Consider the following 25,014-nt stretch of genomic DNA (forward strand, 5'->3'; position numbering starts at 1 on the left):
GTGGACGGGCAAGATCATACTGAACTCATCGGAACAGTAAAGCGCAAAATTGCAGCAATTTGCGCTCGCTATTCAATCTTTACATTTAGCTGTATGACTACTCCATCCCCAGCTCTTTCAGCTTACGCGTCAGGGTGTTACGTCCCCAACCCAGCAAGCGTGCTGCTTCTTGTTTGTGCCCCTGCGTGTGACGTAATGCAGTGGTCAACAAGGTCCGTTCCATCTCTGGTTGTGCTTCGGAAAGCAGGTTTTGATGACCGGAACGTAGCGCTCTGTCTGCCCATTGCGCCAACAGCGTTGCCCAGCTATCCGGCAGCGACTGTCCCGTGCTGCTTTCCGGGATCGTGGTTTCAAACAATTCAGCCGGTAAATCCTGAATCAGGACTTCCTGCCCGGCAGCCATCACGGTTAACCAGCGGCAGGTGTTCTCCAGTTGGCGCACGTTACCCGGCCAGGCCAGGCGAGTGAGTGCCGCTTCAGTTTCCGGATGCAACTGCTTCGCTTCCACACCCAGTTCGCGTGCGGCGACCTGAAGAAAATGGCGCGCCAGGCGGGGAATATCTTCGCGACGTTCACGCAGCGGCGGAAGGTGCACGCGGATAACGTTCAGGCGGTGGAATAAATCCTCGCGGAATTTTCCTTCCTGCACCCGCATTTCCAGGTTTTGGTGCGTTGCGGCGATGATCCGAACATCGACCTTCACCGGCGCATAGCCACCAACACGATAGAACTGTCCATCGGCTAGAACGCGCAGCAAGCGGGTCTGTACATCCAGTGGCATATCACCGATTTCATCGAGAAACAGCGTACCGCCATCGGCCTGTTCGAAACGCCCCTGACGAATGGTATTGGCGCCGGTAAACGCCCCTTTCTCGTGGCCAAACAGTTCGGATTCAATCAAATCTTTTGGGATGGCCGCCATGTTCAGCGCAATAAAAGGTGCTTTCACCCGCGGACTATGGCGATGCAGCGCGTGGGCGACCAGCTCTTTACCGGTACCGGACTCACCGTTAATCAATACGCTAATAGACGAGCGCGACAGCCGGCCAATGATGCGAAAGACATCCTGCATGGCTGGCGCTTCACCAATAATATCGGTGGTTGGCCCACTTACCTGCACATTACGCGGTTGCTGCTGTTCCTGATAATGGCTGATGGCGCGCTCAACCAGCGCCACCGCTTCGTCAATATCAAATGGTTTTGGCAGGTAATCAAACGCCCCTTGCTGATACGCGCTGACTGCCGCATCCAGATCGGAATGCGCGGTCATAATGATGACCGGAAGCATCGGATGGCGCTGTTTGATTTGCTTTAATAGGGCAAGACCGTCCATACCGGGCATGCGAATATCTGACAGCAGTACGTCCGGCGTTTTGGTGGTAAGCGCATCAAGCACTTCATTTGCATTTTCAAACGTTGTACAGCTCAAGCCAGCCCCGGTGAGCGCGCGTTCAAGCACCCAACGGATGGAGCTATCGTCATCAACGATCCAGACTATCCCTCGTTGCATAAACACCTCTATTTCCGAATAGGCAGGAACACCGAGAACTCGGTATGGCCTGGCCAACTGGTGAATTCAATTTTGCCAGAGTGTTGATCAATCAAACTTCGTGCGATAGATAACCCTAAGCCAGTACCGCCTTCACGCCCGCTCACCATTGGGTAAAACAGCGTGTCCTGCAGGTTTGACGGAATACCAGGCCCGTTATCTTCCACATCAATACGTGCCGCAAGGCGATAGCGAACGCCGTGCAGCGTGAGCTGAAACGCGGTGCGGGTACGCAGAATAATTTCGCCGCCCTCAGGTCCCAGCGCCTGGAGTGCGTTGCGAACAATGTTCAGTAGCACCTGTTCAATCTGGTCGGGATCGTGTGCCAGCTCCGGCAGGCTAGGATCATAGTCGCGCACCAGGGTGACGTTTTCGGGTAATTCCATCGACACCAGTTTCACGACACGTTCAGCGACTTTATGAATGCTTTCTGTTACGTGCATACCGGGCTGTTGTGGCCCAAGCAGTCGGTCCACCAGGTTACGCAGACGGTCGGCCTGCTCAATGATGACTTTGGTGTATTCCAGCAACGAAGGGTCAGGCAGGGCTTTGCTTAATAGCTGCGCCGCGCCACGTAAGCCTCCGAGCGGGTTTTTGATTTCATGCGCCAGGCCGCGTACCAGATCGCGCGCTGCCACTTGCTGGGCGTGCTGGAGCTGTTCCTGGCTCAGGCGTCGCTGATTGTCCATCGGTGCCATCTCCAGAAGGATGAGGCCCTCAGGCAACCGTTGCGCCGTTAACGAGAGAATATGTGAACGTCCGTCGATAACGAGGGTGACTTCATTGTCCGTAAAGCCTTGTCCGGCATCCAGACTTTCCCGCATCAGGACGATATTGAGCGAGAAATAACTCAGCAGGTCCGGCAAAGGCGTACCGAATAATTTACGGGAACTTTGCGCCAGAAGTTGTTGTGCCGCCGGGTTGGCGTAATGTACCGCCAGCTCGTCATCAACCAGCAAAATGCTGTTGATTAAAGAATTGAGGATCTGCCCAGCATCGGGCAACGAGCCACTTGCCATCCAGCAGTCTCCCAAAGAATGCACTATTTTAGTGCAGTATAGCGTTTTATAAGTAAATAAGGCGGTAATTCAGGTTGTTGGTGGAGAAAAAAGCCCATCTAGGATGGGCTGAAAGTTTCCACGGCAACAAAATATCCTATGTCTTTCTCGCTACAGCGGCATTGTCTTCCTTCGCTTACCCCGATCACATAGATCTCTATGCTCCCGGGGATTCACTCAATCGCCGCCTTGCTGTAACAAGAAATCCCTCGGATTTAAATTATTAAACGCTGTAGTACAGCTCGAACTCTACCGGGTGCGGCGTCATGCGTACGCGGTCGTTTTCTTCGATACGCAGAGCGATGTAAGCATCAATTGCGTCGTCGGTGAATACGCCACCCGCAGTCAGGAACTCGCGGTCTTCGTTCAGGCAGTTCAGTGCTTCTTCCAGAGAGCCTGCAACCTGCGGGATTTCTTTCGCTTCTTCAGCTGGCAGGTCATACAGGTTTTTGTCCATCGCTTCGCCCGGATGGATTTTGTTCTTGATGCCATCAAGACCAGCCATCAGCAGCGCTGCGAAGCACAGGTACGGGTTAGCAGCCGGGTCCGGGAAACGCACTTCAATACGACGCGCTTTCGGAGATGCAACCACCGGAATACGGATGGAAGCTGAACGGTTACGGGCAGAGTAAGCCAGCATGACCGGTGCTTCGTAACCCGGGACCAGACGTTTGTAGGAGTTGGTGGTCGGGTTGGACAGGGCGTTGATCGCTTTAGCGTGTTTAATAACGCCGCCGATGTAGTACAGCGCCTGCTCAGACAGACCAGCATATTTGTCGCCAGAGAACAGGTTTACGCCGTTCTTGGACAGAGACATGTGGCAGTGCATACCGGAACCGTTATCGCCGAACATCGGTTTCGGCATAAAGGTTGCGGTTTTACCGAAGCGGTGCGCAACGTTGTGAACCACATATTTGTAGATCTGAATTTCGTCTGCTTTTTTGGTCATGGTATTGAAGCGGGTTGCCACTTCGTTCTGACCAGCAGTTGCAACTTCGTGGTGATGAGCTTCAACAACCAGGCCCATTTCTTCCATTACCAGACACATAGTGGAGCGCAGGTCTTGTGCGGAGTCCACTGGCGGAACCGGGAAGTAACCACCTTTAACAGCCGGACGGTGACCTTTGTTACCGCCTTCGTATTTGGTGGAGGAGTTCCATGCGCCTTCGATATCATCGATAGCAACGTGGGAACCGGAAATAGAACTGCCGAAACGAACGTCGTCGAACAGGAAGAACTCTGGCTCAGGCCCGAACAGAACGGTGTCTGCGATGCCTGTTGCGCGCAGGTATTCTTCAGCGCGTTTTGCGATGGAGCGCGGGTCGCGATCGTAGCCCTGCATGGTGCCCGGCTCGAGGATATCGCAACGGATGATCAGAGTCGGTTCTTCGTAGAACGGGTCAATGACAGCGGTAGAGGCGTCCGGCATCAGTACCATGTCAGATTCGTTAATGCCTTTCCAGCCACCAATCGAGGAGCCATCAAACATTTTGCCTTCTTCAAAGAAGTCAGCATTTACCTGATGAGCTGGGATCGTGACGTGCTGCTCTTTACCTTTAGTGTCGGTGAAGCGCAAATCAACAAACTTGACTTCGTGCTCGTTCAGCATCGTCAAAACGTGTTCAGCGGACATACTTAAACTCTCCCGGATTTATCATTGTCGTCGTGGTAACGAGGTCTACAATTACGGCGCTAACCTGTCGTTGTTGCCATGAAAAAGATAAAGCGAAATCTATGCCAACTTTTAAATGTCACTAAAAAGGCGCTATTATGCGCACCATAGTGCAAAAGGGCTGCACCACAATGGTTATGTTGCACCAATTCAGTGCTTGTATGTGAACATTGAGCACCGAATTGGTGCAATTTTAGTTGAGCAGCCCGATTTCGCTTCGTGAAAATGATCACAAAGCAACCCTGCAATACTTGTTTGCGGGGGATGTTTGTGATCCTGTTTTGTAGTGCGATTAATCCGTGTACAATAACGCGCTATTTCTAAATGCCTGAGGCAAAGTTGTGATCGAAAATCTGCGTAACATCGCCATCATCGCGCACGTTGACCATGGTAAAACTACCCTGGTTGATAAGCTGCTGCAGCAATCCGGTACGTTTGATGCGCGTGCCGAAACTCAAGAGCGAGTGATGGACTCCAACGATTTGGAGAAAGAGCGTGGGATTACCATCCTGGCTAAAAACACCGCTATCAAATGGAATGATTACCGTATCAACATCGTTGATACCCCGGGGCACGCCGACTTCGGTGGTGAAGTTGAACGTGTCATGTCCATGGTAGATTCCGTTCTGTTGGTCGTTGATGCAATGGATGGTCCGATGCCGCAGACGCGCTTCGTGACCAAAAAAGCCTTTGCTCATGGCCTGAAACCGATTGTTGTTATCAACAAAGTCGACCGTCCGGGCGCACGTCCTGACTGGGTTGTCGATCAGGTATTCGACCTGTTCGTAAACCTTGACGCTACCGACGAACAGCTGGACTTCCCTATCGTTTACGCCTCTGCGCTGAACGGTATTGCGGGTCTGGATCACGAAGATATGGCGGAAGACATGACCCCGCTGTATCAGACCATCGTTGATCGCGTACCGGCACCAAACGTAGACCTTGATGGCCCGCTGCAGATGCAAATCTCCCAGTTGGACTACAACAACTACGTTGGCGTCATCGGTATCGGCCGTATCAAACGCGGTAAAGTGAAACCGAACCAGCAGGTCACTATCATTGATAGCGAAGGCAAAACCCGTAACGGTAAAGTCGGTAAAGTTCTGACCCACCTGGGTCTGGAGCGTATCGAGAGCGATATCGCAGAAGCGGGCGATATCATCGCGATCACCGGTCTGGGCGAGCTGAACATCTCCGACACCATCTGCGATACGCAGAATGTTGAAGCACTGCCGGCACTGTCTGTTGATGAGCCGACCGTAACCATGTTCTTCTGCGTAAACACCTCCCCGTTCTGTGGTAAAGAAGGTAAGTACGTTACCTCTCGTCAGATTCTTGACCGCCTGAACAAAGAGCTGGTGCACAACGTTGCGCTGCGCGTAGAAGAAACCGAAGACGCTGATGCATTCCGCGTTTCCGGTCGTGGTGAGCTGCACCTGTCGGTACTGATCGAGAACATGCGTCGCGAAGGTTTCGAGATGGCGGTTTCCCGTCCGAAAGTTATCTTCCGCGAAATCGATGGCCGTAAACAAGAGCCGTTCGAAAACGTAACGCTGGACGTCGAAGAGCAGCACCAGGGGTCTGTGATGCAGGCACTGGGTGAGCGTAAAGGCGACCTGAAAAACATGAATCCAGATGGCAAAGGCCGCGTACGTCTCGACTACGTGATCCCAAGCCGTGGCCTGATCGGCTTCCGTTCTGAGTTCATGACCATGACCTCTGGTACGGGTCTGCTGTACTCCACATTCAGCCACTACGACGACGTTCGTGCCGGTGATGTGGGTCAGCGTCAGAACGGCGTACTGATCTCCAACGGTCAGGGTAAAGCGGTTGCGTTTGCACTTTTCAGCCTGCAGGACCGCGGTAAGCTGTTCCTGGGCCACGGCGCAGAAGTTTACGAAGGTCAGATCATCGGTATTCACAGCCGTTCTAACGACCTGACTGTAAACTGCCTGACCGGTAAGAAACTGACCAACATGCGTGCGTCCGGTACTGACGAAGCAACGGTTCTGGTTCCGCCGGTTAAGATGACCCTGGAGCAGGCTCTGGAGTTCATCGATGATGACGAACTGGTAGAAGTTACCCCGACCTCTATCCGTATTCGTAAACGTCACCTGACGGAAAACGATCGTCGTCGCGCTAACCGTGGTTCTAAAGAAGACTAATCTTCTTTTTTAACCAGATACGTGATGCCGGGCGGGCGTAATAGCCAGCCGGAAAAAAGCCGCTGCTCTCAGCGGCTTTTTCTTTTGCTGAGTGCGTACCACCTGATGAATGGGGAGGCTTTTTTCATCATCGTCTGTCCGGGAACCTCTACCCATCACAATCCTGTTGCCCGCCAGCGCGGGCAAACTATTCAACTTCTGACTTTCCCGCTACAGTTAACTTTCCACGGAAAATAAGGAGAGAGAGATGCTCTATATCTTTGATTTGGGTAACGTGATCGTTGATATCGACTTCAATCGGGTGCTGGGCGTATGGAGTGACTTTAGCCGCGTGCCGCTTGCGACGCTCAAACAAAGTTTCACGATGGGCGAGACGTTCCAGCTTCATGAGCGGGGTGAAATCAGTGATGAAGATTTTGCCAAAGCGCTCTGTGAAGAGATGTCTATGTCGTTAAGCTTTGAGCAGTTCGCAACGGGCTGGCAGGCGGTTTTTGTCTCCCTGCGTAAGGACGTTATCAGCATCATGCAAAAACTGCGTGAGCAGGGGCACCGCGTGGTCGTGCTCTCTAATACCAACAGTCTTCATACCACGTACTGGCCGGATCAATACCCGGAAATTTTGGCTGCCGCCGACCATATTTATCTTTCGCAAGATATGGGGATGCGTAAGCCGGAAGCACGCATCTACCAACGTGTTCTCGAACTGGAAGGCTATAGCGCTGATAATACTGTCTTTTTCGATGATAATGCCAATAATATAGAAGGGGCTAACCAGTTGGGGATCACCAGTATTCTGGTGACGGGTAAGAACACCCTCCCTGACTATTTTGCGAAGCAGTTATGCTGAAATTTATTCGCCATAAAACGAAACACCATACGCGACCCATTTGGTCGTGGCTGAAATTACTCTGGCTGCGTATTGATGAAGACCACATGACAACACTGGCGGGAAATCTCGCCTATGTTTCGTTGCTTTCATTGGTGCCACTCATTGCCGTTATCTTTGCGTTATTTGCCGCTTTTCCGATGTTTTCTGAGGTTAGCATCCAACTGCGTCACTTTGTTTTTGCTAATTTTATTCCGACTACCGGCGATGTGATTCAACGCTATATCGAACAGTTCGTTGCCAATTCAAGCAAAATGACCGCCGTTGGAGCATGTGGGCTGGTGGTCACCTCATTACTGTTGATGTACTCCATCGACAGCGCCCTCAATTCTATCTGGCGCAGTACGCGCGTGCGTCCGCGGATATACTCCTTTGCTGTCTACTGGATGATTTTGACGCTGGGGCCGCTGCTTGCCGGGGCAAGCCTGGCGATAAGCTCTTACTTGCTCTCTCTGCGCTGGGCCAGTGGGCTCAATGGCGCGATAGATAATATGCTGCGCGTTTTCCCGCTCATTTTGTCGTGGATCTCTTTTTGGTTGTTGTACAGCATTGTACCAACCACCCGCGTGCCCAACCGTGATGCAGTGATTGGTGCTTTTGTCGCCGCTCTATTGTTTGAAGCGGGGAAAAAAGGGTTTGCGCTTTATATCACCACATTTCCTTCTTACCAGCTCATTTATGGCGTGCTGGCGGTGGTCCCGATTTTGTTTCTGTGGGTCTACTGGACATGGTGTATCGTCTTGCTTGGCGCTGAAATAACTGTCACTCTCGGTGAATATCGACGATTAAAAAAAGCCGCAGAACAAGAAGAAGACCAACCATGATTGCATTGATACAACGTGTATCCCAGGCCAGCGTTACCGTGGCGGGTGAAGTGACGGGTGAAATCGGTCCGGGACTTTTGGTGTTGTTAGGTGTCGAAAGGGAAGATGACGAGCAAAAAGCGAACCGCCTGTGCGAGCGCGTACTGGGGTATCGTATTTTCAGTGACGCTGACGGCAAGATGAACCTCAATGTTCAGCAGTCCGGCGGCAGCGTGCTGGTGGTGTCACAATTTACGCTGGCGGCGGATACCGAACGCGGCATGCGTCCTGGCTTTTCCAGAGGGGCCGCGCCGGAAAAGGCGGAGGCGCTGTATGACTATTTCGTCAGTCGCTGCCGTAGCCAGCAGATAGAAACACAGACCGGACGATTCGCCGCAGATATGCAGGTATCGCTGGTTAATGACGGCCCCGTAACGTTCTGGTTGCAAGTATGAGCCAGCTTGCGGAGTTGCCACGGGTAACAAGAGAGAATACAGCTATGTATCACCTTCGCGTACCGCAAACAGAAGAAGAGCTAGAGCTTTACTACCAGTTCCGTTGGGAGATGCTGCGCAAGCCATTGCATCAGCCGAAAGGCTCCGAACGTGACGCCTGGGATGCCATGGCCCATCATCAAATGGTTGTGGATGAAGAAGGCAAAATCGTTGCCGTTGGTCGGTTATATATCAATGCTGACAATGAGGCTTCGATCCGTTTTATGGCCGTCCACCCCTCCGTGCAGGATAAAGGGCTCGGTACGCTGATGGCGATGACGCTGGAGTCTGTCGCGCGTCAGGAAGGTGTGAAGCGGGTGACCTGTAGCGCACGTGAAGATGCGCTAGAGTTCTTCGCAAAACTGGGTTTTATCAATGAGGGCGAAATCACCGCCCCGCAAACCACGCCGGTGCGCCATTTCCTGATGATCAAACCCGTGGCGACGCTGGATGATATTCTGCATCGCGGCGACTGGTGCGGGCAGTTGCAGCAGGCCTGGTATCAGCATATTCCACTCAGCGAAAAGATGGGTGTGCGCATTCAGCAGTACACCGGTCAGAAATTTATCACCACCATGCCGGAGACGGGCAACCAGAACCCGCACCATACGCTGTTCGCCGGAAGCCTGTTCTCGCTGGCGACGCTAACGGGCTGGGGGCTTATCTGGTTGATGCTGCGCGAGCGGCATCTGGGCGGGACGATTATTCTTGCCGATGCGCATATCCGTTACAGCACCCCAATCACGGGTAAACCGAGCGCGATTGCCGATCTCGGCTCTCTGAGCGGTGACCTCGACAGACTGGCTCGCGGGCGTAAAGCGCGTGTTCAGTTGCAGGTTGAACTGTTTGGCGACGATAAACAGGGTGCCTTGTTTGAGGCGGTTTATATCGTGTTACCCGCTAAACCTTATGGCGCTTATGAAGAAGGCGGCAACGAAGAAGAGTGATTAGCGAGTCCGGCGCCAGCGCCGGGCTCAACCCAGGCAAAATAAAGCTATTCGGCAAAGTAAAACCACACGGTTTTAATCAAGCCATCCTGAATCTCATACACCGCCATATTCTCGATAACCTGCTCGCCGATGCCATAGATTTTTTCGTGATCGAACACCTTATTGCCCATCACGGTGCGGCTAAGCAACTCTGCCCTCAGCGCCGGGTTGTTAAAACGATGCTGGCTGTAAAATGCGCGCAGTGCTTCCCGACCACGGGTGGAAGGGGATGTGGCTGGCATACGCCATGCGGTAAAATCTTCGCTAAAACAGGCCACGAACATCTCAATGTCATGGGCGTTATAAGCGGCAAATTGTTTTTCGACGGGCGCAACGATGGACATGGTGTTTCCTTGCTTCGTTAAGGGGTGTTTCTTCCTTTCAGCTATCTCTTGCAGCGTTAATGAACTTTCGCCGCTACGCAAACCTTCATTAAGTTCTCAATGTGGTAACTCTCTCAACCGCCATGCCACATCCCTTATCGCCCCGCGAGCTGTTTTGCTGATGCCAGCAAGCTGAAAGAAACCGTGAATCACCCCAAGATGGTGCTGGCAGGAACATGCCACCCCTTGCTCGGTCAGCCGTTGAAACAACGCTTCGCCTTCATCGCAGAGCGGGTCATATTCGGCAGTAAGAATATGCACCGGAGGGAGACCGTTAAAATCATCGCGCCAGAGCGGGCTGGCTTCCGGATGCATGGGATCCGTGTCACCGAGATATAGCTCGTAGCCGCTCAGCAGCGCGTCACGGGTAATCACATAGTCCTCGCCGTTGCTGGTATAGCTTTCAAAATAAGCGGTGGCATCGAGCATGGGATAAATCAGGATCAATTGAGCGGGTTGCCATGCCTGCGCTGCTTTAAGACGAAGTGCCGTAACCAGCGCCAGATGACCACCCGCGCTGTCTCCTGCGAGGGTGACTTTTTGCCGATCTACGCCCAGCTCATCGGTGTATTGCCAGATAATCTCGGCCCCTCTGTATGCGTCATCATGCGCGGCAGGAAAGGGATGTTCCGGGGCCAGACGATATTGCACCGCAATCACCCGACAGCCGCTATGAAAAGCGAGCTGGCGCAACTGGTTGTCATGGGTGGCAAACTCGCCGCTGATAAAGCAGCCGCCGTGGTAATAGACAAGCGTTGGCAATGGGCCGGTTGCCTCAAGCGGGGAGATAACGCGAAACGCCATACCGTCGAGATGCACATCTTCTACGTTTACCCGGGTTTCCGTTTCGCCCGCCAGCACGGTGCTGGCGATATAGCCCGCCCTCCGTTCATCAATACTTTTATCTCGCGAGGATGGCCGCCCGGCGGCAATAAACTCCCTGACCAGCTCTGCAATTCCGATTTCCAGTGCCATTACCACATCTCCATTCTGTATATATATCCAGTGTTATAACCTGGATTGACGTCGGTGGGAAAGGTGATTTTCAGGAGGCGAGTGAATCTGGAAAGCGTCTCGCAAAGATGAAATACAGGCAGAAAGACGCCTTATTCATGCACAGGTTAAATTGCAGAGCGGAGCGGTAAACTGCGGCAAGAATATGGCATGACGCTGCCAGACGCCATAATCCTGGCGACAGCGCAGATTCATCGCTGTGAATGGGTGACGCGAAATACACGTGATTTTGCCGGTGTAGCGGGAGTGATCACACCGTATCAACTGTAGCCGGGCGTATGGGCAACCCGGCACAGATAATGGCGCTTACTCCCCTTCGCCGGGGAAGAGGAATGGATTGATGGAACTGCGGGCGAACCCTTCCTGTTCCATGCGGGCATCGAGCACCAGTGAAGCTAAATCATCGGCAACAGGCTCCACATTCGGATCTTTTTCCTGATACAGAATCTTCAGATAGGTGCCGCAATCGCCACAGCTTTCGGCTTTGATTGCCGCCTTCTCGTTGTCCAGCGACCAGTAGTGTAAGTCGCGAGTCTGCTCGCAGTTGCTGCATTTAACGCGCACCACGTGCCACTCGGTTTCACAAAGATTGCAGTGCAGATAGCGCAACCCCTGGGTGGTGCCGATATGCACAACGCTTGAAACAGGTATCGATCCGCATACCGGGCAGAACTGACGCTGCTCGCCATATTCCGCACGGGCTTTGCCGGGGATCAGGCTGGCCATTTGCGACCAGTAGAGAGAAAGCGCAGCCCAAATAAACGGCGCTTTATCACTGCTCACCGCGCTAAAATCAGACGCAAACAGCGCGCTGGCCATCTGCTCCAGCTCCTGTTCGGAGGATTTTTCCAGATTTTCAATGACGGCCAGCGCAGGCCCACTCATTTCCGGTTTGAGTTCGGCAATGAGGGAGTGCAGCAGCCGGTGCCAGTGCTTATCGCGCGGCAGGACATGGATATCCAGCGGCGGCTTGCCCTCAGCGGCGGCCTGTTTGATACGTGCTGTCAGATCGATTTCCAGCGGATGGTCGTACAGCACCACCTCCTGGGCATGGGCGATCAGCGCGGCAAAACGCAGGTAATCACCCAGCGGATTGTGCTCTGCTAACGTGCGCAGGCGTTCTGCCCGGCGGTTATAGAGATTTTTCAGTCTGGGGAATAATAACGGCGGAATCACTTCCGCCGTGCGTTTCTCGCTCTTCTCCAGCTCGTCTTGCGGGATTATGCGAATACTCATTCCGTCGTTTTTTCCTCTTTCTGGCGGACTTCACGGTACCAGCGCGGGTGATGTTTCTTCGCCCACGTTTTGGTTACCCAGCCTTCCACCATGGCGGTTATCGTGCCCTTCACCCATAGTGCGGCGTAGATATGCACCATAATAACCACAATTAACGCTACTGCGGCAAACGAATGAACCATAATCGCGATTCGAATGACCGGGATAGAGAAAACGGGTGCGAAGTACGGACGCCACATAATGATGCCGCTCACCAGCAACAACACCAGGAAGAGAATCGCCGCCCAGAACACACATTTCTGGCCGAAGTTATAGCGCCCGGTATCACCCACTTCCTCGTTGACGACGATCTTACGAATATTCTTCGCCCAAAAGATATCATCCCGATTGATTAGGTTGTGATGCCAGTAGCGGAAGAACATGATGATGAACGACGCGAACATCACCACCCCAACAAACGGGTGCAGAATACGCGCTAACTGCGGCGTACCCAGAATGTGCATCAGCCAGTTAAAGGATGGGAAAAAGAATCCCAGTCCGCTCACCGCCGCCAGCACGAAGCAGAAGGCGGTGACCCAATGGTTGATGCGTTCCGGCGCCGTGTAGCGCACGATGGTGTCACGTCTTTTCATTTGCGCACCTCGTCTTTTTCTTCATGCAGATTGTCGTCTTCTTCCTCTGCGCGGTTTGGACCGACACCGACGTAGTGGAAGATACTGGCTGCAAATGTCGCTGCAAAACCCACAGCGGCCAGCGGCTTCCAGATACCTTTCCAGAATTTCACGGTTGCGCTGATTTCCGGGTTTTCCGGCAGGCCGTGATACAGATTCGGCTTGTCAGCGTGGTGCAGCACGTACATGACGTGTGTACCACCAACGCCGGCCGGATCGTACAGGCCCGCATTGTCATAACCCCGAGTTTTCAGCTCCGCCACGCGTTCGCCTGCCAGCGTTTTCATATCCTCTTTGCTACCAAAGTGGATAGCGCCGGTTGGGCACGTTTTCACGCAGGCCGGTTCCTGACCGACAGTAACGCGGTCTACGCACAGCGTACATTTGTAGACGCGGTTGTCTTCCGGGTTCAGGCGCGGCACGTTGAACGGGCAGCCTGCAATGCAGTAGCCGCAGCCAATACACTGTTCAGACTGGAAGTCGACAATCCCGTTGGCATACTGAATGATAGCCCCTTCTGAGGGGCATGCCTTCAGACAACCCGGATCGGCACAGTGCATGCAGCCGTCTTTGCGGATAAGCCATTCCAGTTTATCGTTCTGCTCCACTTCGGAAAAACGCATGACTGTCCATGACTTAGCGGTCAGGTCCGCCGGGTTATCGTAAACCCCGACGTTATGTCCCACTTCATCACGAATATCGTTCCACTCCGAGCAGGCTACCTGACAGGCTTTACATCCAATACAGGTGGTGACGTCGATAAGCTTCGCCACCTCCTGCTGGTGATCCCGCGCCTGTGGCGCGGGGGTAAAACCGTTAGTGGCGGAACGACGGATAATATCTTGAGATTGGTAAGCCATAATTCGTCTCCGCTATACCTTTTCCACATTCACCAGGAAGGCCTTAAACTCCGGCGTCTGGGTGTTTGCGTCACCGACAAACGGGGTAAGGGTGTTCGCGATAAAGCCTTTCTTCGCCACGCCTTCATAACCCCAGTGAATGGGAATACCGATGGTATCCACCTCTTTGCCGTGTACGTTCAGTGTGCGAATACGCTTGGTCACAACAGCCTTGGCTTTGATATAGCCGCGGTTGGAGGAGACTTTCACGGTATCGCCCTGCACGATCCCCAGCTTGCCCGCCAGCTTTTCACCGATTTCCACAAACTGCTCCGGCTGTGCGATCGCGTTCAGCAATGCGTGCTTGGTCCAGTAGTGGAAGTGTTCGGTCAGACGGTAAGTGGTGCCGACATATGGGAATTTATCCGCTTTACCCATCGCGGCCATGTCGTCTTTAAAGACGCGCGCGGCCGGGTTAGAGACCACATTCGGGTGCAGCGGGTTAGTGCCCAGCGGAGTTTCAAACGGCTCGTAATGTTCCGGGAACGGCCCTTCCGCCATCTTATCGATAGCGAACAGGCGGCCCATCCCTTCCGGCTGCATGATAAACGGCCCCACATCGCTGCCCGGTGCTGCAGTGCTGTAGTCCGGGATATCCGCGCCGCCCCATTTCGCCCCGTCCCATTTCAGGAGCTGGCGTTTCGGATCCCACGGTTTACCCTGCGGGTCAGCGGAGGCGCGGTTATACAGGATGCGACGGTTAAGCGGCCATGCCCATGCCCAGCCGAGCGTATTGCCAAGGCCTGACGGGTCGGCATTATCGCGTTTGGCCATCTGGTTACCATCCGGCGTCCAGCTACCGGCGAAAATCCAGCATCCACTGGAGGTGGTACCGTCGTCACGTAACTGGGCGAACGAACTGAGCTGCTGACCTTTTTTCACGAGGACCGTATTGGTAACCGGATCGATAATATCCGCCAGCGCCTTGCCGTTACTCTCCATTGCCACCTCTTCCGAAGCCGGTTCGTGTGGTGTGGAGTAGTTCCAGGTCATGCTTAGCACCTGTTCAGGGTTGGCACCGCCCTCTTCGGCGTACATTTTGCGCAGGCGCAGGAAGATGCCTGCCAGAATCTCACCGTCGGTGACCGCTTCCCCCGGCGCATCCTGGCCTTTCCAGTGCCATTGCAGCCAGCGACCGGAGTTCACGATGGAGCCGTTCTCTTCGGCAAAGCAGGTGCAGGGCAGACGGAACACTTCGGTCTGGATTTTTGATGAGTCAACGTCGTTCGACTCACCGTGGTTCTGCCAGAACGTGGAGGTTTCCGTGTTTAGCGGGTCGATGGTCACCAGGAATTTCAGTTTCGACAGTGCCGCCACAACTTTGTTTTTGTTCGGGAACGATGCGACCGGGTTGAAGCCCTGGCAGATATAACCGTTCACCTGACCTTTAAACATCATGTCGAAATACTGCAGGACGTCGTAACTCTTATCCCACTTCGGCAGCAAGTCGAAGCCCCAACTGTTTTCTTTCGTCGCTTTTTCGCCATAGAAGGCTTTCATCATTGAGACGAAGAATTTCGAGTAGTTGCCCCAGTAGTTCACCTGACCCTGCAACAACGGTTTTGGCGTGTTGGCCGTCAGGTAGGTTTGCAGATCCGCCTGTTTCTCGCTTGGCAGCGTCATATAACCCGGCAGGCTTTGCGACAGCAGGCCTAAGTCGGTCAGCCCCTGAATATTGGAGTGGCCGCGCAGGGCGTTAACACCGCCGCCTGCCATCCCCATGTTGCCGAGCAGCAATTGGATCATCGCCATGGTACGGATGTTCTGCGCACCAACAGAGTGTTGCGTCCAGCCCAGCGCGTACAGGAACGACGCTGTTTTGTCGTGAGCGCTGGTTTCCGCGATGTATTCACAGACTTTCAGGAAGTCCGCTTTTGGCGTACCGCAGATGTTTTCCACGACCTCTGGCGTATAGCGAGAAACGTGTTGTTTCAGTAAATTCCACACGCAGCGCGGATGGGTAAGGGTGGTATCGCGTTTAGCGAAGCCCTGTTCATCCAGCTCATAGTTCCAGCTTGAACGGTCATATTTGCGTTTTTCCGCGTCATAGCCAGTAAAAAGGCCATCTTCGAAGCCGAAGTCCTCACGCACGATCAGGCTGGCGTTGGTGTAGGCTTCGGTGTATTCGCGGTTGTATTTTTCATTTGTCAGCAGATACAGCAGAACCCCGGAGAGGAAAGCGATATCCGTCCCGGAACGAATGGGCGTGTAAAAGTCCGCGACCGAAGCGGTACGCGTAAATCGAGGATCGATAACGATTAATTTGGCGCCATTATGGATTTTTGCTTCCATCGCCCAGCGGAATCCCACCGGATGCGCTTCAGCAGCGTTCCCTCCCATCACGATGATGAGATTGGCGTTTTTCATATCTACCCAGTGGTTGGTCATCGCACCGCGACCAAATGTTGGAGCAAGACTTGCTACCGTTGGTCCGTGTCAGACACGCGCCTGGTTATCCACGGCGAGCATGCCGAGGGCGCGGGTAAATTTCTGGGTTAAATAACCGGTTTCGTTACTGGATGCGGAGGCGCACAGCATACCGGTGGAGAGCCAACGGTTGACGGTAGTGCCTTCGGCGTTTTGCGCGATGTAGTTGGCATCGCGGTCTTTTTTGATCAGTTTTGCGATGCGATCAAACGCGTCATCCCAGGTGATTTGTTGCCATTTGTCGGAGCCTGGCGCACGGTATTCTGGATATTTCAGGCGGCTTTCTGAATGAATAAAATCCACCAGACCTGCACCTTTCGGGCAGAGCGCGCCACGGTTAACCGGGTGATCCGGGTCGCCTTCGATATGGAAAATAGATGCTTTGGCGTTTTTCGCGCCGTCGCCGAGGCTATACATTAAAAGCCCACAGCCGACAGAACAGTATGTGCAGGTATTTCGCGTTTCACGGGTGCGCAGTAATTTGTATTGCCGCGTCTCCGCCAGTGCTACGCCTGGGGCAAAGCCCAGCGCCGCTACCGTTGTACCTGCCATACCGCCAGCGCAGATCTTAAAGAACTGCCTTCTGCTGACCTGCATGGTTTGCTCCTTGTTTCGACATTGTCACGAGGTTTTTTTTACTTTGCGGTCGTCGCCGCAAAGGTACAAAATTGCTGTAAATCCCCTGGCCCAAAAGGGGTATGACTCAGAATACCACATTGCGGTTACGCCTGTTTTAATTCGGTTAATACAACGTGAACAAAATCCATACTGAACAATACGAAGTTGCTACTCAGATCACAGGTTCCCGCCAGGTCGCACTCTGGAAGCGCGATGATCTGCAACATTCTCATCCCGATGTGTTAGCGGAGGAAGTGCCCGTTGCGCTGGTTTATAACGGCATTTCTCATGTGGTGATGATGGCCTCCCCCAAAGACCTGGAGTGGTTTGCCGTCGGTTTTTCCCTCTCCGAAGGAATTATCGAAACCCGCCAGGAAATTTTTGGTATGGAGGTGGTGCCGTCCTGCAATGGTCTGGAAGTGCAGATTGAGCTTTCCAGCCGTCGGTTTATGGGTCTAAAAGAGCGTCGTCGCGCGCTGGCCGGGCGGACAGGGTGTGGCGTGTGCGGCGTTGAGCAACTGAACGACATTGGCAAACCCGTCGCACCACTGCCGTTTACGCAGACATTTGATCTGGCAAATTTGGACCAGGCGCTGGCGCATCTCACCGATTTCCAGCCGATTGGCAAACTTACGGGCTGTACCCATGCGGCCGCCTGGATGCTACCTTCCGGGCAACTTGTGGGTGGGCATGAGGACGTGGGGCGTCACGTGGCGCTGGATAAGCTGCTTGGTCATCGCGCCCATGAAGGGGCATCCTGGCAGACGGGAGCAGCGCTGGTCTCCAGCCGCGCGAGCTATGAAATGGTGCAGAAATCCGCCATGTGCGGCGTGGAAATTCTGTTCGCCGTTTCCGCTGCGACCACGCTGGCCGTTGAGGTTGCTGAGCGCTGCAACCTGACGCTGGTAGGTTTTTGCAAGCCGGGCAGGGCAACGATTTATACCCATCCGCAGCGTTTGATTCCGGGTTAAGATATAAATCAGTTTTTTTGAATGTGGAGAGCAAATTCTTCCGCTTTTTGTTGATGAGGTTCAGGTCTAGTATTTATTTCATCGAGGCAAAACGCCTCACCTCAACAAACATTCAGAAGGGTTTATATCATGAAAAGCATCAAAAATTTTGTCGCAGTTATCGCTCTGGCTTCTTCTTTCGGTTCATTCGCTGCACAGACAGTGACCGCGACCTCCTCCACAATGGACGGTGCAGAAGCGAAAATCGCCGCTCAGGCTCAGCAGGCTGGTGCCTCTTCTTACCATATCACCGAAGCTTTCACCGGTGACCGCGTGCACATGACCGCAGAACTGACCAAATAAGCGTAACACTGTCGAAAGAGCGCCTGCGGGCGCTTTTTTCGTTTCTGGTGTTACCCGCCCACCGCCACACCTCGCTTTAGCCGCCAGTACGAAACCAACGTACTCAGCATAAACGTGCCTTCCATGACTATCGCCATGGGCGAGCCCGCCAGAACATTATTGATAAGCCAGCACAGGCTGCCGCCCAGGGTGATCAGCCGTAACCCCGCTGCCGTTGGCTGAAATGCGGCAATCGTCATGAGTAAACTGCCCGCTAGTGGGAAAATATCTGTCGGGTGTTGCCAGGTCAGTCCGCTGCATAGCACCGACGCACAGAGAAATCCCCCTTTTACTCTTTGGCTTGTGGTGACGATTGCCAGCAGGTATCGGCTGGCGGCCAGCGCCATCAATCCACAGGCACTGTTTTCACCGAGCAGCCAAAAATGGAACGCCAGCAGGCTGGTAGAACAGGCGAGCGTCAGCAGAGAACAGTGTCGACGGATAAACTGAAAGGCCAGCAAATCCAGGCCAAACGACAGGCCCGCCAGGATCTGTGAGAGGAAAAATGGGGTCATCGCATTGCCCGCAGAGAGAACGAGGGGGCAGCATAAGACGGGCGGGTGTGTCGGTCATTAACCTTTGTTAAGACGTGCGCGAATTCGCGACAAACTCACCGGGGAGATGCCAATGTAGCTGGCGAGATCTTTTTGCGTGAGCTGTTGCTCCCAGTCCGGAAAATTGGCCTGTACGTATTGCCAGCGCTGTTCGGGATTATTGAGCAAAAACATCTGCTCTTTCTTTTCCTTGTAGACCACCTGTTGGCTGAGCAGAGCCAACCGCGCAGCAAGGTGTTCGGGTTTATCAAGCAGACGCAGCGGGATTTCACAAAGCCTGCCTGGGGTCAACATTTGCAGGCTGTAATCCGCCACCGATCCGGTAAGCCAGCTCAGGTAGAGAAAACAGCATTCACCGGCGAAATAGAATTCTTTCACTTTTTCCTGGCCCTGTGCGGAGTGATATACCGCCCGGGCAGTCCCTTCCTGTAGCCAAAAAAGACGGTGTTGTGGCTCCCCTTGCCGTTGCAGAGTCTCCATTGCCGACATGCTGCGCATGCGTCCAAATTGCTGCAAGGCGGTGAGCCAGTCTGTGGTCATTTTCCTCTCTCTTTTATGTTCAGATAATTTGAAAGATAAATGCAAATCATTCCGCTGTCTGTTGATGGGATTAAGGTCTATTATTTATTTCATCGAGGCGAAGCGCCTCATTCCAACAAACATTCAGAAGGGTTTATATCATGAAAAGCATCAAAACTTTTGTCGCAGTTATCGCTCTGGCTTCTTCTTTCGGTTCTTTTGCTGCTCAGACAGTAACCGCAACTGACTCTACACTGTCTGGTGCAGAAGCGAAAATTGCCGCTCAGGCACAACAGGCTGGTGCCTCTTCATACCAGATTACCGAAGCTTTCAGCGGTAACCAGGTTCATATGACCGCTGAACTGACAAAATAAGTTTTCCCGCATTGCCGCTGTCCCTGACTCTTCGGAGCGGGGACAGGTTATTTCCCCGCTGTTTTTGCTCTCCCTTTTCTGAATCCTCCTCCCGTATGCCTCTTTTACGTTAAAAAATGAGGTTGCAATCACAAAATTACCATCCTTCTAAAAGCCTTAATCGCAGTTTTATTTCTCCGAAATATTTCAAATTACCTTCTTTTATAACTCAATGATTGGAAAGGAATTAATAAAAATACTGTGAGTTGAATCCCACTGTGTTTTTGTGATTAAAGTCGCAAATAAAAGCCATTTAACATATGTGTCAATGGTTGGTTGACGGAAAATTATCGATAAAATGTGACTTTCATTGCAAATGTACCTCTTGAAGTCAGGGAAAAATATTCCCACGGGAAGCCAACGGAGAATTTGCGATGAGAATCGGTGTGGTCATTAGCGGTGGTGATGTATCGGGAATAAATAACTTTATTTTCCAGATCGCAAGACTGATGCAGGCAGACATTACTCTGTTCAATGGCGGGATACCTGGTTTACTTGAAAAGAAGCATAACGAAATCGCCTGGCGCGATTTGGTGGATTTCTCTATTGCCTCTATACCCATTATTACCTCTGGTCGCACAACCCGAAAATTAGTACGAAGCGAATATGAAATAATTGCAAAAAAATTAAGGTCGCTACGTATTGATGTACTGGTTATGGCGGGCGGTGATGGATCGCTGCAATTTTTAAATACGCTGAGCGAATTTGATGTGAATTGCTTTGGTGTCGGCATGACAATTGATAACGATGTCTATGGCAGTGATTATTCCATTGGCTTTTCTACCGCCTGCGAACAAATTATTAAGGAAGTTTCCCGACTCAGGAATACCGGTCGGGCGTTACCCGGCCGTGTCTTTATGGTAGAGGTCCTGGGAGGATACTGTGGGGAGTTGACGCTGCAATCAGCGATAAAAAGCAATGCGGATATTGCCCTTATACCGGAGTGCCAGATCCCAATTGATGAGTTATCTCAACGCATTACAGACCGGCTTGCCAGCCAGAACAGTGTCGTTATTTTATGTTCAGAAGGTTACACCAGAGAGTACACGCCGGGCTTTCAGGGGGCTATCGATACCATGATCAAGCAGCTTGAACCGCGAATTGGCGTGCGTATTCGTAAAACGATTATTGGTTATGGTTTACGTAACGGTGACCCTACCTGCGAGGAGATTTATCAGGGCACTATCATGGCCAGTGAAGTGGTTCGTTGTATTCAATCTGGTATGAAGAATAAAGCCATTATTATCAATTCGAGTAATAAACCTATCCCTATTGATCTTATTAGTATGAAAAAACGTCTGGTAGACACAGAAGGACATCATTACAAACTGGCCAAACAACTCAATATTATTTGAGGAGATTTACATGCTTAAAGTTCTTTGTGTATGTGGCTGCGGCCTCGGCTCCAGCTTTGCGATCGAAATGAGCGCGAAAGCGGTGCTGAAAAAATTAGAAATTCCGGCAAAAGTTGAACACACAACCGTTTCTGAAGCTGGTGCATTTAAGTCCGATATGATTTTGACGCAAAAAGTCTTTGCCGACATTTTAACGGCGGATGCCAGTGAAGAAGAAATCAGCCGTGTCGTTGTGCTTAATAAATTGACCGACAAAGAGGAAATCGAGCAGAAGATTATCGCATTCTTAAAAATGCATAACATGAAGGTAACTGACCATGAATAGCTTCATTGAGTTTATCGTCAAAGATCTACTCGGGCAGGCGTCAATATTAATTGCCTTTATCGCCATGCTCGGTTTGATCTTACAAAAGAAATCACCGGGAAAAATTGCCGAAGGGACATTTAAAACGCTGCTCGGTTTTTTAATCATGATGGCCGGTATCAATATCATTGTCGTCACATTGACCTTCCTGAATGATATTTTCACCCACGGTTTCGGGATGAAAGGCTACATCACCGATGTGGCGGCCATCGCCGGGCTGGCGAACCGCGAACTGGGTTCAGAAGTGGCGCTGACGCTGATGGTGATTTTCGCAGTCAATATCATCATTGCCCGCCTGACACCGCTGAAATACATCTTCCTTACCGGACAAGCATTGCTGTGGATGGCAACCATCGGGGCGGTTATTGGCTATAAAGCCGGTCTGACCGGGCTGCCACTGATCCTCACGGGCGGTATCTTTGGCGGCGCGATGGCGGTACTGATGCCTGCGCTGGCACAACCGGTGGTCAGACGCATTACCGGTTCTGATGATGTGGCGCTGGGGCACTTCTGCACCATCGGCTACCTGGTGCAGGCAGCAGTGGCGAAAGTGGTCGGTAAAGGCTCCCGCTCAACGGAAGATCTGCAACTGCCGGATAACTTTAAATTCCTGCAGGATACCTATCTGGCCATGGCGGTGGTGATGGTACCGATGTACCTGATCCCGGCCGTGGCTGCGGGGCCGGAATACATCTCTCAGTTCTCCCATGGCGTGAACTTCCTGATGTACGCCTTCATGCAATCCATCCAGTTTGTGGCCGGGGTATTCGTTCTTTACAGCGGTGTTCGTCTGCTGTTGAACGAACTGGTGCCCGCTTTCCGTGGTATCGCCATGCGCATCGTCCCGGACGCCAAACCGGCGCTCGATTGCCCGGTGCTGTTTCCCTACGCCCCGAACGCGGTCATTGTCGGCTTCCTGGCCACTACCGTTGGTTCGATTATTGGCATGTTGGTCTTTCCGATGTTTGGTCTGGCGATGATTCTGCCAGGACTGCTGACCAACTTCTTTGCGGGCGGCACGGCGGGCGTCTTTGGTAACGCACTGGGTGGGCGTCGTGGCGCGGTTATCGGCGGCGTTGTCCACGGTCTGTTTATTACCTTCCTGCCCGCCATCCTGGTGCCAATGCTGGAAAGTTACGGTTTCACCGGGGTGACGTTCAGTGACTCTGATGTCATCAGCTCTGGTCTGGTGCTGGGGCATGCCTTCCAGAATAACTGGCTGTTTGTCGGTCTGTTTATTGTCTTTGTCGCGTTCCTTGCCTGGTTCGTTAATGGCAACTCAGCTAAACCAAAAGGGGAGAAAGTCCATGAGTCTGCATAATTTCACTGCGTTGTTAGAAATTGCCAAAGCACGTCAATTTAAAGCTGTCGGTTCCTTTAATTTACACTGTCTGGAAATGCTGCCTGCTTTTTTTAAAGCGGCAAAGCAAACGAACAGCCCGTTAATGATTCAGATATCAACCGGAACGGCGCAATATCTGGGATATCAATTACTGGTTGATTCCGTGCGCTCATTATCAGCAAGTGAAAATGTGCCTACCTGTTTGCACCTGGATCACTGTTCGGATATTAACGCGATTCAAACGGCGATTGATGCCGGATTCAGTTCAATAATGTATGACGGTTCGCATCTGGATATTGATGAGAATATTGCCAGGACCCGTATTGTGGTGGAGATGGCGCGACCACGCGATATTTCGGTCGAAGCCGAATTAGGCGCAATTGGCGGTTCGGAAGACGGTAAAGCCGTTGCCGAAGAGGATATCTGCTTCACCACCGTGGAAGACGCGAAGCGTTTTGTCGAGGAAACCCGCGTGGACATGCTGGCGGTTTCGGTCGGCACGGTACATGGGCTATATACCGGTAAGGCGCAGATCCAGCATCAGCGTTTGCAGGAGATAAGCGCCGCCACAGGGACGCCGCTAGTGCTGCATGGCGGGACCGGTGTGAGCGACGAGGATATGCGCAAAGCCGTGACCGAAGGGATCAATAAAGTGAATGTCGGCACGGAGATGAATGTGCAATGGGTTGGCCAGTGCAAATCGACCTTTGAAAAAGGAAAGGTGAACGACAGCGTGCGGAAGTTTTTGATTCCGGCGAACGACGCCGTCACCCAGGTGCTGGTCGAGAAAATGAATTTATTTAAATAATCCTCCATTACCACGTTAATTTTATTCCATAACCCTGGTGCTCCGGCACACGTCGGGGCGGGAGTGAGCCATGTTTGAATCATTGAAGTCGTTGTGGAAAAAAGATGATACGACGCTGGAAGAATATAACAAGCAGGCACAATTGCTGGCTGTCGATATAAAAGCACTCGAAGGTAATCTGGCGGAGGATCCGCGAAATAGCGATGTTCAAAAACAATTAATGCTGCTATATAACCGGGCATTAAATGTCTTTGTTAAAAGTAAACAATATCGCCATGAAGTGGATTCTCTCTTTATTCGTATCGACGAGTTGCGCAATATTATTCGGCGTAATATTTAGGGAGAACAGATGACGATTAAAGATCTTCTTATTGAAGCGGATGCGATTCAGGTTGGCGTAACGGAAAAAGACTGGCGGCAGGTGATTCGGCTTGCCGCCCGCCCGCTGATTGACGGGGGCTATCTGGAGGCACGCTACGGCGAGGCAGTGATCGACAGCACGCTGGAGCATGGCGCGTACTATGTCTTTGATGAGGGCATCGCCATGCCGCATGCACGCCCGGAATGCGGGGTAAAGCGTGACTGCTTTAGCCTGGTATTGTTGCAGGAACCGATTCGCTTTGGCGAAAGTGAAGCGGCGGATATTGTTATTATGTTCGGGGCGCGCGACAGCAATGCGCACATCGAAGAAGGTATTCGCGCCATTGTGCATCTGCTGGACAGTGATGACACGATGGCGGCGCTCCGGGCGGCACGGACAAGGGAGGAGGTGGTAGCGCTGCTATGACTACGCAAATAAAAACGGTCGTACTGGTCAACGGTGTACCGGCATCGGGCAAAACCACTGTAACACGTCAGTTGTCGGAACGGTTTTCGCTGCCGGTTCTGACCATCGATGGCATCAAAGAGCCATTTATGGCGCAGTTTAGTGAAATAGACCGGGCGTTTAACCGCAAGCTGGGCTGCGCGGCCTATGACGTCATCTGGTCAATTATTCGTAATGCGCCAGCAGGCTGCCCGTTTCTTGTCGACGCCTGGTTTGGTTTTCAGCCGAAGGAGAAGCTGGTTGAGTATCTGGAGAAGGCCGGGGTGACACGGATCCTCGAAGTCTGGAACGCGGTCGCCCCTGACGTGGCCGTCGCGCGTTATGCACAGCGTCTTGGCGAGCGTCGGGTTGGTCATCCTGGCGAAGAGTACCTGCCGGAGCTGGCGGTACTGGCCGCCAAAGCCGAACCGATGGCGCTCGGCCCGGTGTTTCGCTTTGAACAGGGAAGTGAAGAGGGGTACACCCGCCTGTTTGCCTGGATGGGCGAGCATTTGCGGGCCTGAGGGGAAAATAACCGCTACCGTCGAAAGAGCGCCATCTGGCGCTTTTTTTGTGTCTTTCCGTTTTTAATATATTGAAAATAATCATAAAAAATTGGTGGCGTGATTATTGCAGCG

The 25,014-nt window shown here is 52.5% G+C and carries 26 protein-coding genes and 1 pseudogene; 16 read left to right on the forward strand and 11 right to left on the reverse strand.

All coding sequences use genetic code 11. The annotated features are described in order from the left end of the window. Positions 1 to 97: 97 nt before the first annotated feature. From glnG to glnA, 3 genes are all read right to left on the reverse strand, one after another. Positions 98 to 1,510, reverse strand: coding sequence for a nitrogen regulation protein NR(I) (gene glnG / locus ABU190_RS20925; RefSeq protein WP_039077372.1), 1,413 nt, complete (start codon positions 1,508 to 1,510; stop codon positions 98 to 100). An 8-nt stretch (positions 1,511 to 1,518) separates the two neighbouring features. Next, a complete protein-coding gene (glnL, locus tag ABU190_RS20930; RefSeq protein ID WP_071194771.1) occupies positions 1,519 to 2,568 on the reverse strand; it encodes a nitrogen regulation protein NR(II) in 1,050 nt (349 codons plus the stop codon). 262 nt (positions 2,569 to 2,830) lie between these two features. Continuing rightward, on the reverse strand, positions 2,831 to 4,240 hold the full coding sequence (gene glnA / locus ABU190_RS20935; RefSeq protein WP_039077370.1) for a glutamate--ammonia ligase: 1,410 nt from the start codon (positions 4,238 to 4,240) through the stop codon (positions 2,831 to 2,833). A gap of 380 nt (positions 4,241 to 4,620) precedes the next feature. Between glnA and typA the strand changes: the two genes are divergently transcribed. From typA to fabY, 5 genes are all read left to right on the forward strand, one after another. Then, entirely contained in the window at positions 4,621 to 6,444 is a 1,824-nt protein-coding gene (typA, locus tag ABU190_RS20940) for a ribosome-dependent GTPase TypA (RefSeq protein ID WP_296426123.1), read from the forward strand. Positions 6,445 to 6,691: 247 nt separating this feature from the next. Continuing rightward, positions 6,692 to 7,291 (forward strand): glucose-1-phosphatase, encoded by a 600-nt coding sequence (gene yihX, locus ABU190_RS20945; protein ID WP_271850496.1) that lies wholly within the window; start codon positions 6,692 to 6,694, stop codon positions 7,289 to 7,291. Beyond that, positions 7,285 to 8,154 carry a virulence factor BrkB family protein gene (locus ABU190_RS20950; RefSeq protein ID WP_039077367.1) on the forward strand — a complete coding sequence of 290 codons (870 nt, stop codon included), beginning with the start codon at positions 7,285 to 7,287 and terminating at the stop codon, positions 8,152 to 8,154. The genes yihX and ABU190_RS20950 overlap by 7 nt, the downstream gene beginning before the upstream one ends. Further along, the gene (dtd, locus tag ABU190_RS20955) at positions 8,151 to 8,588 is read left to right on the forward strand and encodes a D-aminoacyl-tRNA deacylase (RefSeq protein WP_047372414.1); all 438 of its coding nucleotides are present in this window, start codon (positions 8,151 to 8,153) and stop codon (positions 8,586 to 8,588) included. The genes ABU190_RS20950 and dtd overlap by 4 nt, the downstream gene beginning before the upstream one ends. Before the next feature lie 44 nt (positions 8,589 to 8,632). Beyond that, positions 8,633 to 9,574, forward strand: a complete 942-nt coding sequence (gene fabY / locus ABU190_RS20960; RefSeq protein WP_354692343.1) for a fatty acid biosynthesis protein FabY — start codon at positions 8,633 to 8,635, stop codon at positions 9,572 to 9,574. A gap of 47 nt (positions 9,575 to 9,621) precedes the next feature. Here fabY and ABU190_RS20965 read toward each other — a convergent pair whose 3' ends face one another. After that, positions 9,622 to 9,960, reverse strand: a complete 339-nt coding sequence (locus ABU190_RS20965) for a nuclear transport factor 2 family protein (RefSeq protein WP_354692288.1) — start codon at positions 9,958 to 9,960, stop codon at positions 9,622 to 9,624. 96 nt (positions 9,961 to 10,056) lie between these two features. Next, positions 10,057 to 10,974: an alpha/beta hydrolase gene (locus ABU190_RS20970; RefSeq protein ID WP_354692289.1), complete on the reverse strand. Its 918-nt coding sequence runs from the start codon at positions 10,972 to 10,974 to the stop codon at positions 10,057 to 10,059. 150 nt (positions 10,975 to 11,124) lie between these two features. Here ABU190_RS20970 and ABU190_RS20975 point away from each other — a divergent pair. After that, positions 11,125 to 11,283, forward strand: a pseudogene (locus ABU190_RS20975) (PIN domain-containing protein); the annotation flags it as partial. Positions 11,284 to 11,319: 36 nt separating this feature from the next. Here ABU190_RS20975 and fdhE read toward each other — a convergent pair. From fdhE to fdnG, 4 genes are read right to left on the reverse strand one after another with little or no spacing between them, the layout of a single operon-like run. After that, positions 11,320 to 12,249 carry a formate dehydrogenase accessory protein FdhE gene (fdhE, locus tag ABU190_RS20980; RefSeq protein WP_271850494.1) on the reverse strand — a complete coding sequence of 310 codons (930 nt, stop codon included), beginning with the start codon at positions 12,247 to 12,249 and terminating at the stop codon, positions 11,320 to 11,322. After that, complete coding sequence (fdoI, locus tag ABU190_RS20985) at positions 12,246 to 12,881, reverse strand: formate dehydrogenase cytochrome b556 subunit (protein ID WP_039077361.1); 636 nt, start codon at positions 12,879 to 12,881, stop codon at positions 12,246 to 12,248. The genes fdhE and fdoI overlap by 4 nt, the downstream gene beginning before the upstream one ends. Continuing rightward, positions 12,878 to 13,780 (reverse strand): formate dehydrogenase subunit beta, encoded by a 903-nt coding sequence (gene fdxH, locus ABU190_RS20990; RefSeq protein ID WP_039077360.1) that lies wholly within the window; start codon positions 13,778 to 13,780, stop codon positions 12,878 to 12,880. The genes fdoI and fdxH overlap by 4 nt, the downstream gene beginning before the upstream one ends. 12 nt (positions 13,781 to 13,792) lie before the next feature. Next, complete coding sequence (fdnG, locus tag ABU190_RS20995; RefSeq protein WP_354692290.1) at positions 13,793 to 16,843, reverse strand: formate dehydrogenase-N subunit alpha; 3,051 nt, start codon at positions 16,841 to 16,843, stop codon at positions 13,793 to 13,795. A gap of 155 nt (positions 16,844 to 16,998) precedes the next feature. Here fdnG and fdhD point away from each other — a divergent pair, with 155 nt between their 5' ends. Together fdhD and ABU190_RS21005 are read left to right on the forward strand one after the other, a co-directional pair. Beyond that, positions 16,999 to 17,835: a formate dehydrogenase accessory sulfurtransferase FdhD gene (fdhD, locus tag ABU190_RS21000; RefSeq protein ID WP_354692291.1), complete on the forward strand. Its 837-nt coding sequence runs from the start codon at positions 16,999 to 17,001 to the stop codon at positions 17,833 to 17,835. A 129-nt stretch (positions 17,836 to 17,964) separates the two neighbouring features. Next, positions 17,965 to 18,177: a YdgH/BhsA/McbA-like domain containing protein gene (locus tag ABU190_RS21005; protein WP_354692292.1), complete on the forward strand. Its 213-nt coding sequence runs from the start codon at positions 17,965 to 17,967 to the stop codon at positions 18,175 to 18,177. 50 nt (positions 18,178 to 18,227) lie between these two features. Here the strand turns inward: ABU190_RS21005 and ABU190_RS21010 are convergent, their stop codons facing one another. Both ABU190_RS21010 and ABU190_RS21015 read right to left on the reverse strand, forming a co-directional pair. Beyond that, positions 18,228 to 18,731 carry a YgjV family protein gene (locus ABU190_RS21010; RefSeq protein ID WP_354692293.1) on the reverse strand — a complete coding sequence of 168 codons (504 nt, stop codon included), beginning with the start codon at positions 18,729 to 18,731 and terminating at the stop codon, positions 18,228 to 18,230. A gap of 57 nt (positions 18,732 to 18,788) precedes the next feature. Beyond that, entirely contained in the window at positions 18,789 to 19,310 is a 522-nt protein-coding gene (locus tag ABU190_RS21015) for a Crp/Fnr family transcriptional regulator (protein WP_354692294.1), read from the reverse strand. A 140-nt stretch (positions 19,311 to 19,450) separates the two neighbouring features. On the opposite strand from ABU190_RS21015, the gene ABU190_RS21020 reads away from it, so the two are divergent. From ABU190_RS21020 to ABU190_RS21055, 8 genes are all read left to right on the forward strand, one after another. Next, complete coding sequence (locus tag ABU190_RS21020; RefSeq protein ID WP_039077353.1) at positions 19,451 to 19,663, forward strand: YdgH/BhsA/McbA-like domain containing protein; 213 nt, start codon at positions 19,451 to 19,453, stop codon at positions 19,661 to 19,663. A 413-nt stretch (positions 19,664 to 20,076) separates the two neighbouring features. After that, positions 20,077 to 21,057 carry a 6-phosphofructokinase gene (locus ABU190_RS21025; RefSeq protein ID WP_039077352.1) on the forward strand — a complete coding sequence of 327 codons (981 nt, stop codon included), beginning with the start codon at positions 20,077 to 20,079 and terminating at the stop codon, positions 21,055 to 21,057. A 10-nt stretch (positions 21,058 to 21,067) separates the two neighbouring features. Continuing rightward, positions 21,068 to 21,382 (forward strand): PTS sugar transporter subunit IIB, encoded by a 315-nt coding sequence (locus tag ABU190_RS21030; protein ID WP_071194780.1) that lies wholly within the window; start codon positions 21,068 to 21,070, stop codon positions 21,380 to 21,382. Continuing rightward, positions 21,375 to 22,742, forward strand: coding sequence for a PTS sugar transporter subunit IIC (locus ABU190_RS21035; protein WP_354692295.1), 1,368 nt, complete (start codon positions 21,375 to 21,377; stop codon positions 22,740 to 22,742). Before ABU190_RS21030 ends, ABU190_RS21035 begins: the two co-directional genes overlap by 8 nt. After that, the gene (locus tag ABU190_RS21040) at positions 22,729 to 23,571 is read left to right on the forward strand and encodes a class II fructose-bisphosphate aldolase (RefSeq protein WP_354692296.1); all 843 of its coding nucleotides are present in this window, start codon (positions 22,729 to 22,731) and stop codon (positions 23,569 to 23,571) included. Before ABU190_RS21035 ends, ABU190_RS21040 begins: the two co-directional genes overlap by 14 nt. A 70-nt stretch (positions 23,572 to 23,641) precedes the next feature. After that, positions 23,642 to 23,911, forward strand: coding sequence for a hypothetical protein (locus ABU190_RS21045; RefSeq protein ID WP_354692297.1), 270 nt, complete (start codon positions 23,642 to 23,644; stop codon positions 23,909 to 23,911). 9 nt (positions 23,912 to 23,920) lie between these two features. Then, positions 23,921 to 24,358, forward strand: coding sequence for a PTS sugar transporter subunit IIA (locus ABU190_RS21050; RefSeq protein WP_039077347.1), 438 nt, complete (start codon positions 23,921 to 23,923; stop codon positions 24,356 to 24,358). Next, positions 24,355 to 24,900: an AAA family ATPase gene (locus ABU190_RS21055; RefSeq protein WP_071194784.1), complete on the forward strand. Its 546-nt coding sequence runs from the start codon at positions 24,355 to 24,357 to the stop codon at positions 24,898 to 24,900. The genes ABU190_RS21050 and ABU190_RS21055 overlap by 4 nt, the downstream gene beginning before the upstream one ends. The last annotated feature ends 114 nt before the right edge of the window (positions 24,901 to 25,014 follow it).

Origin of the sequence: Phytobacter sp. RSE-02 (genome assembly GCF_040578655.1) — a bacterium.
Classification (GTDB): Bacteria; Pseudomonadota; Gammaproteobacteria; order Enterobacterales; family Enterobacteriaceae; genus Phytobacter; species Phytobacter diazotrophicus.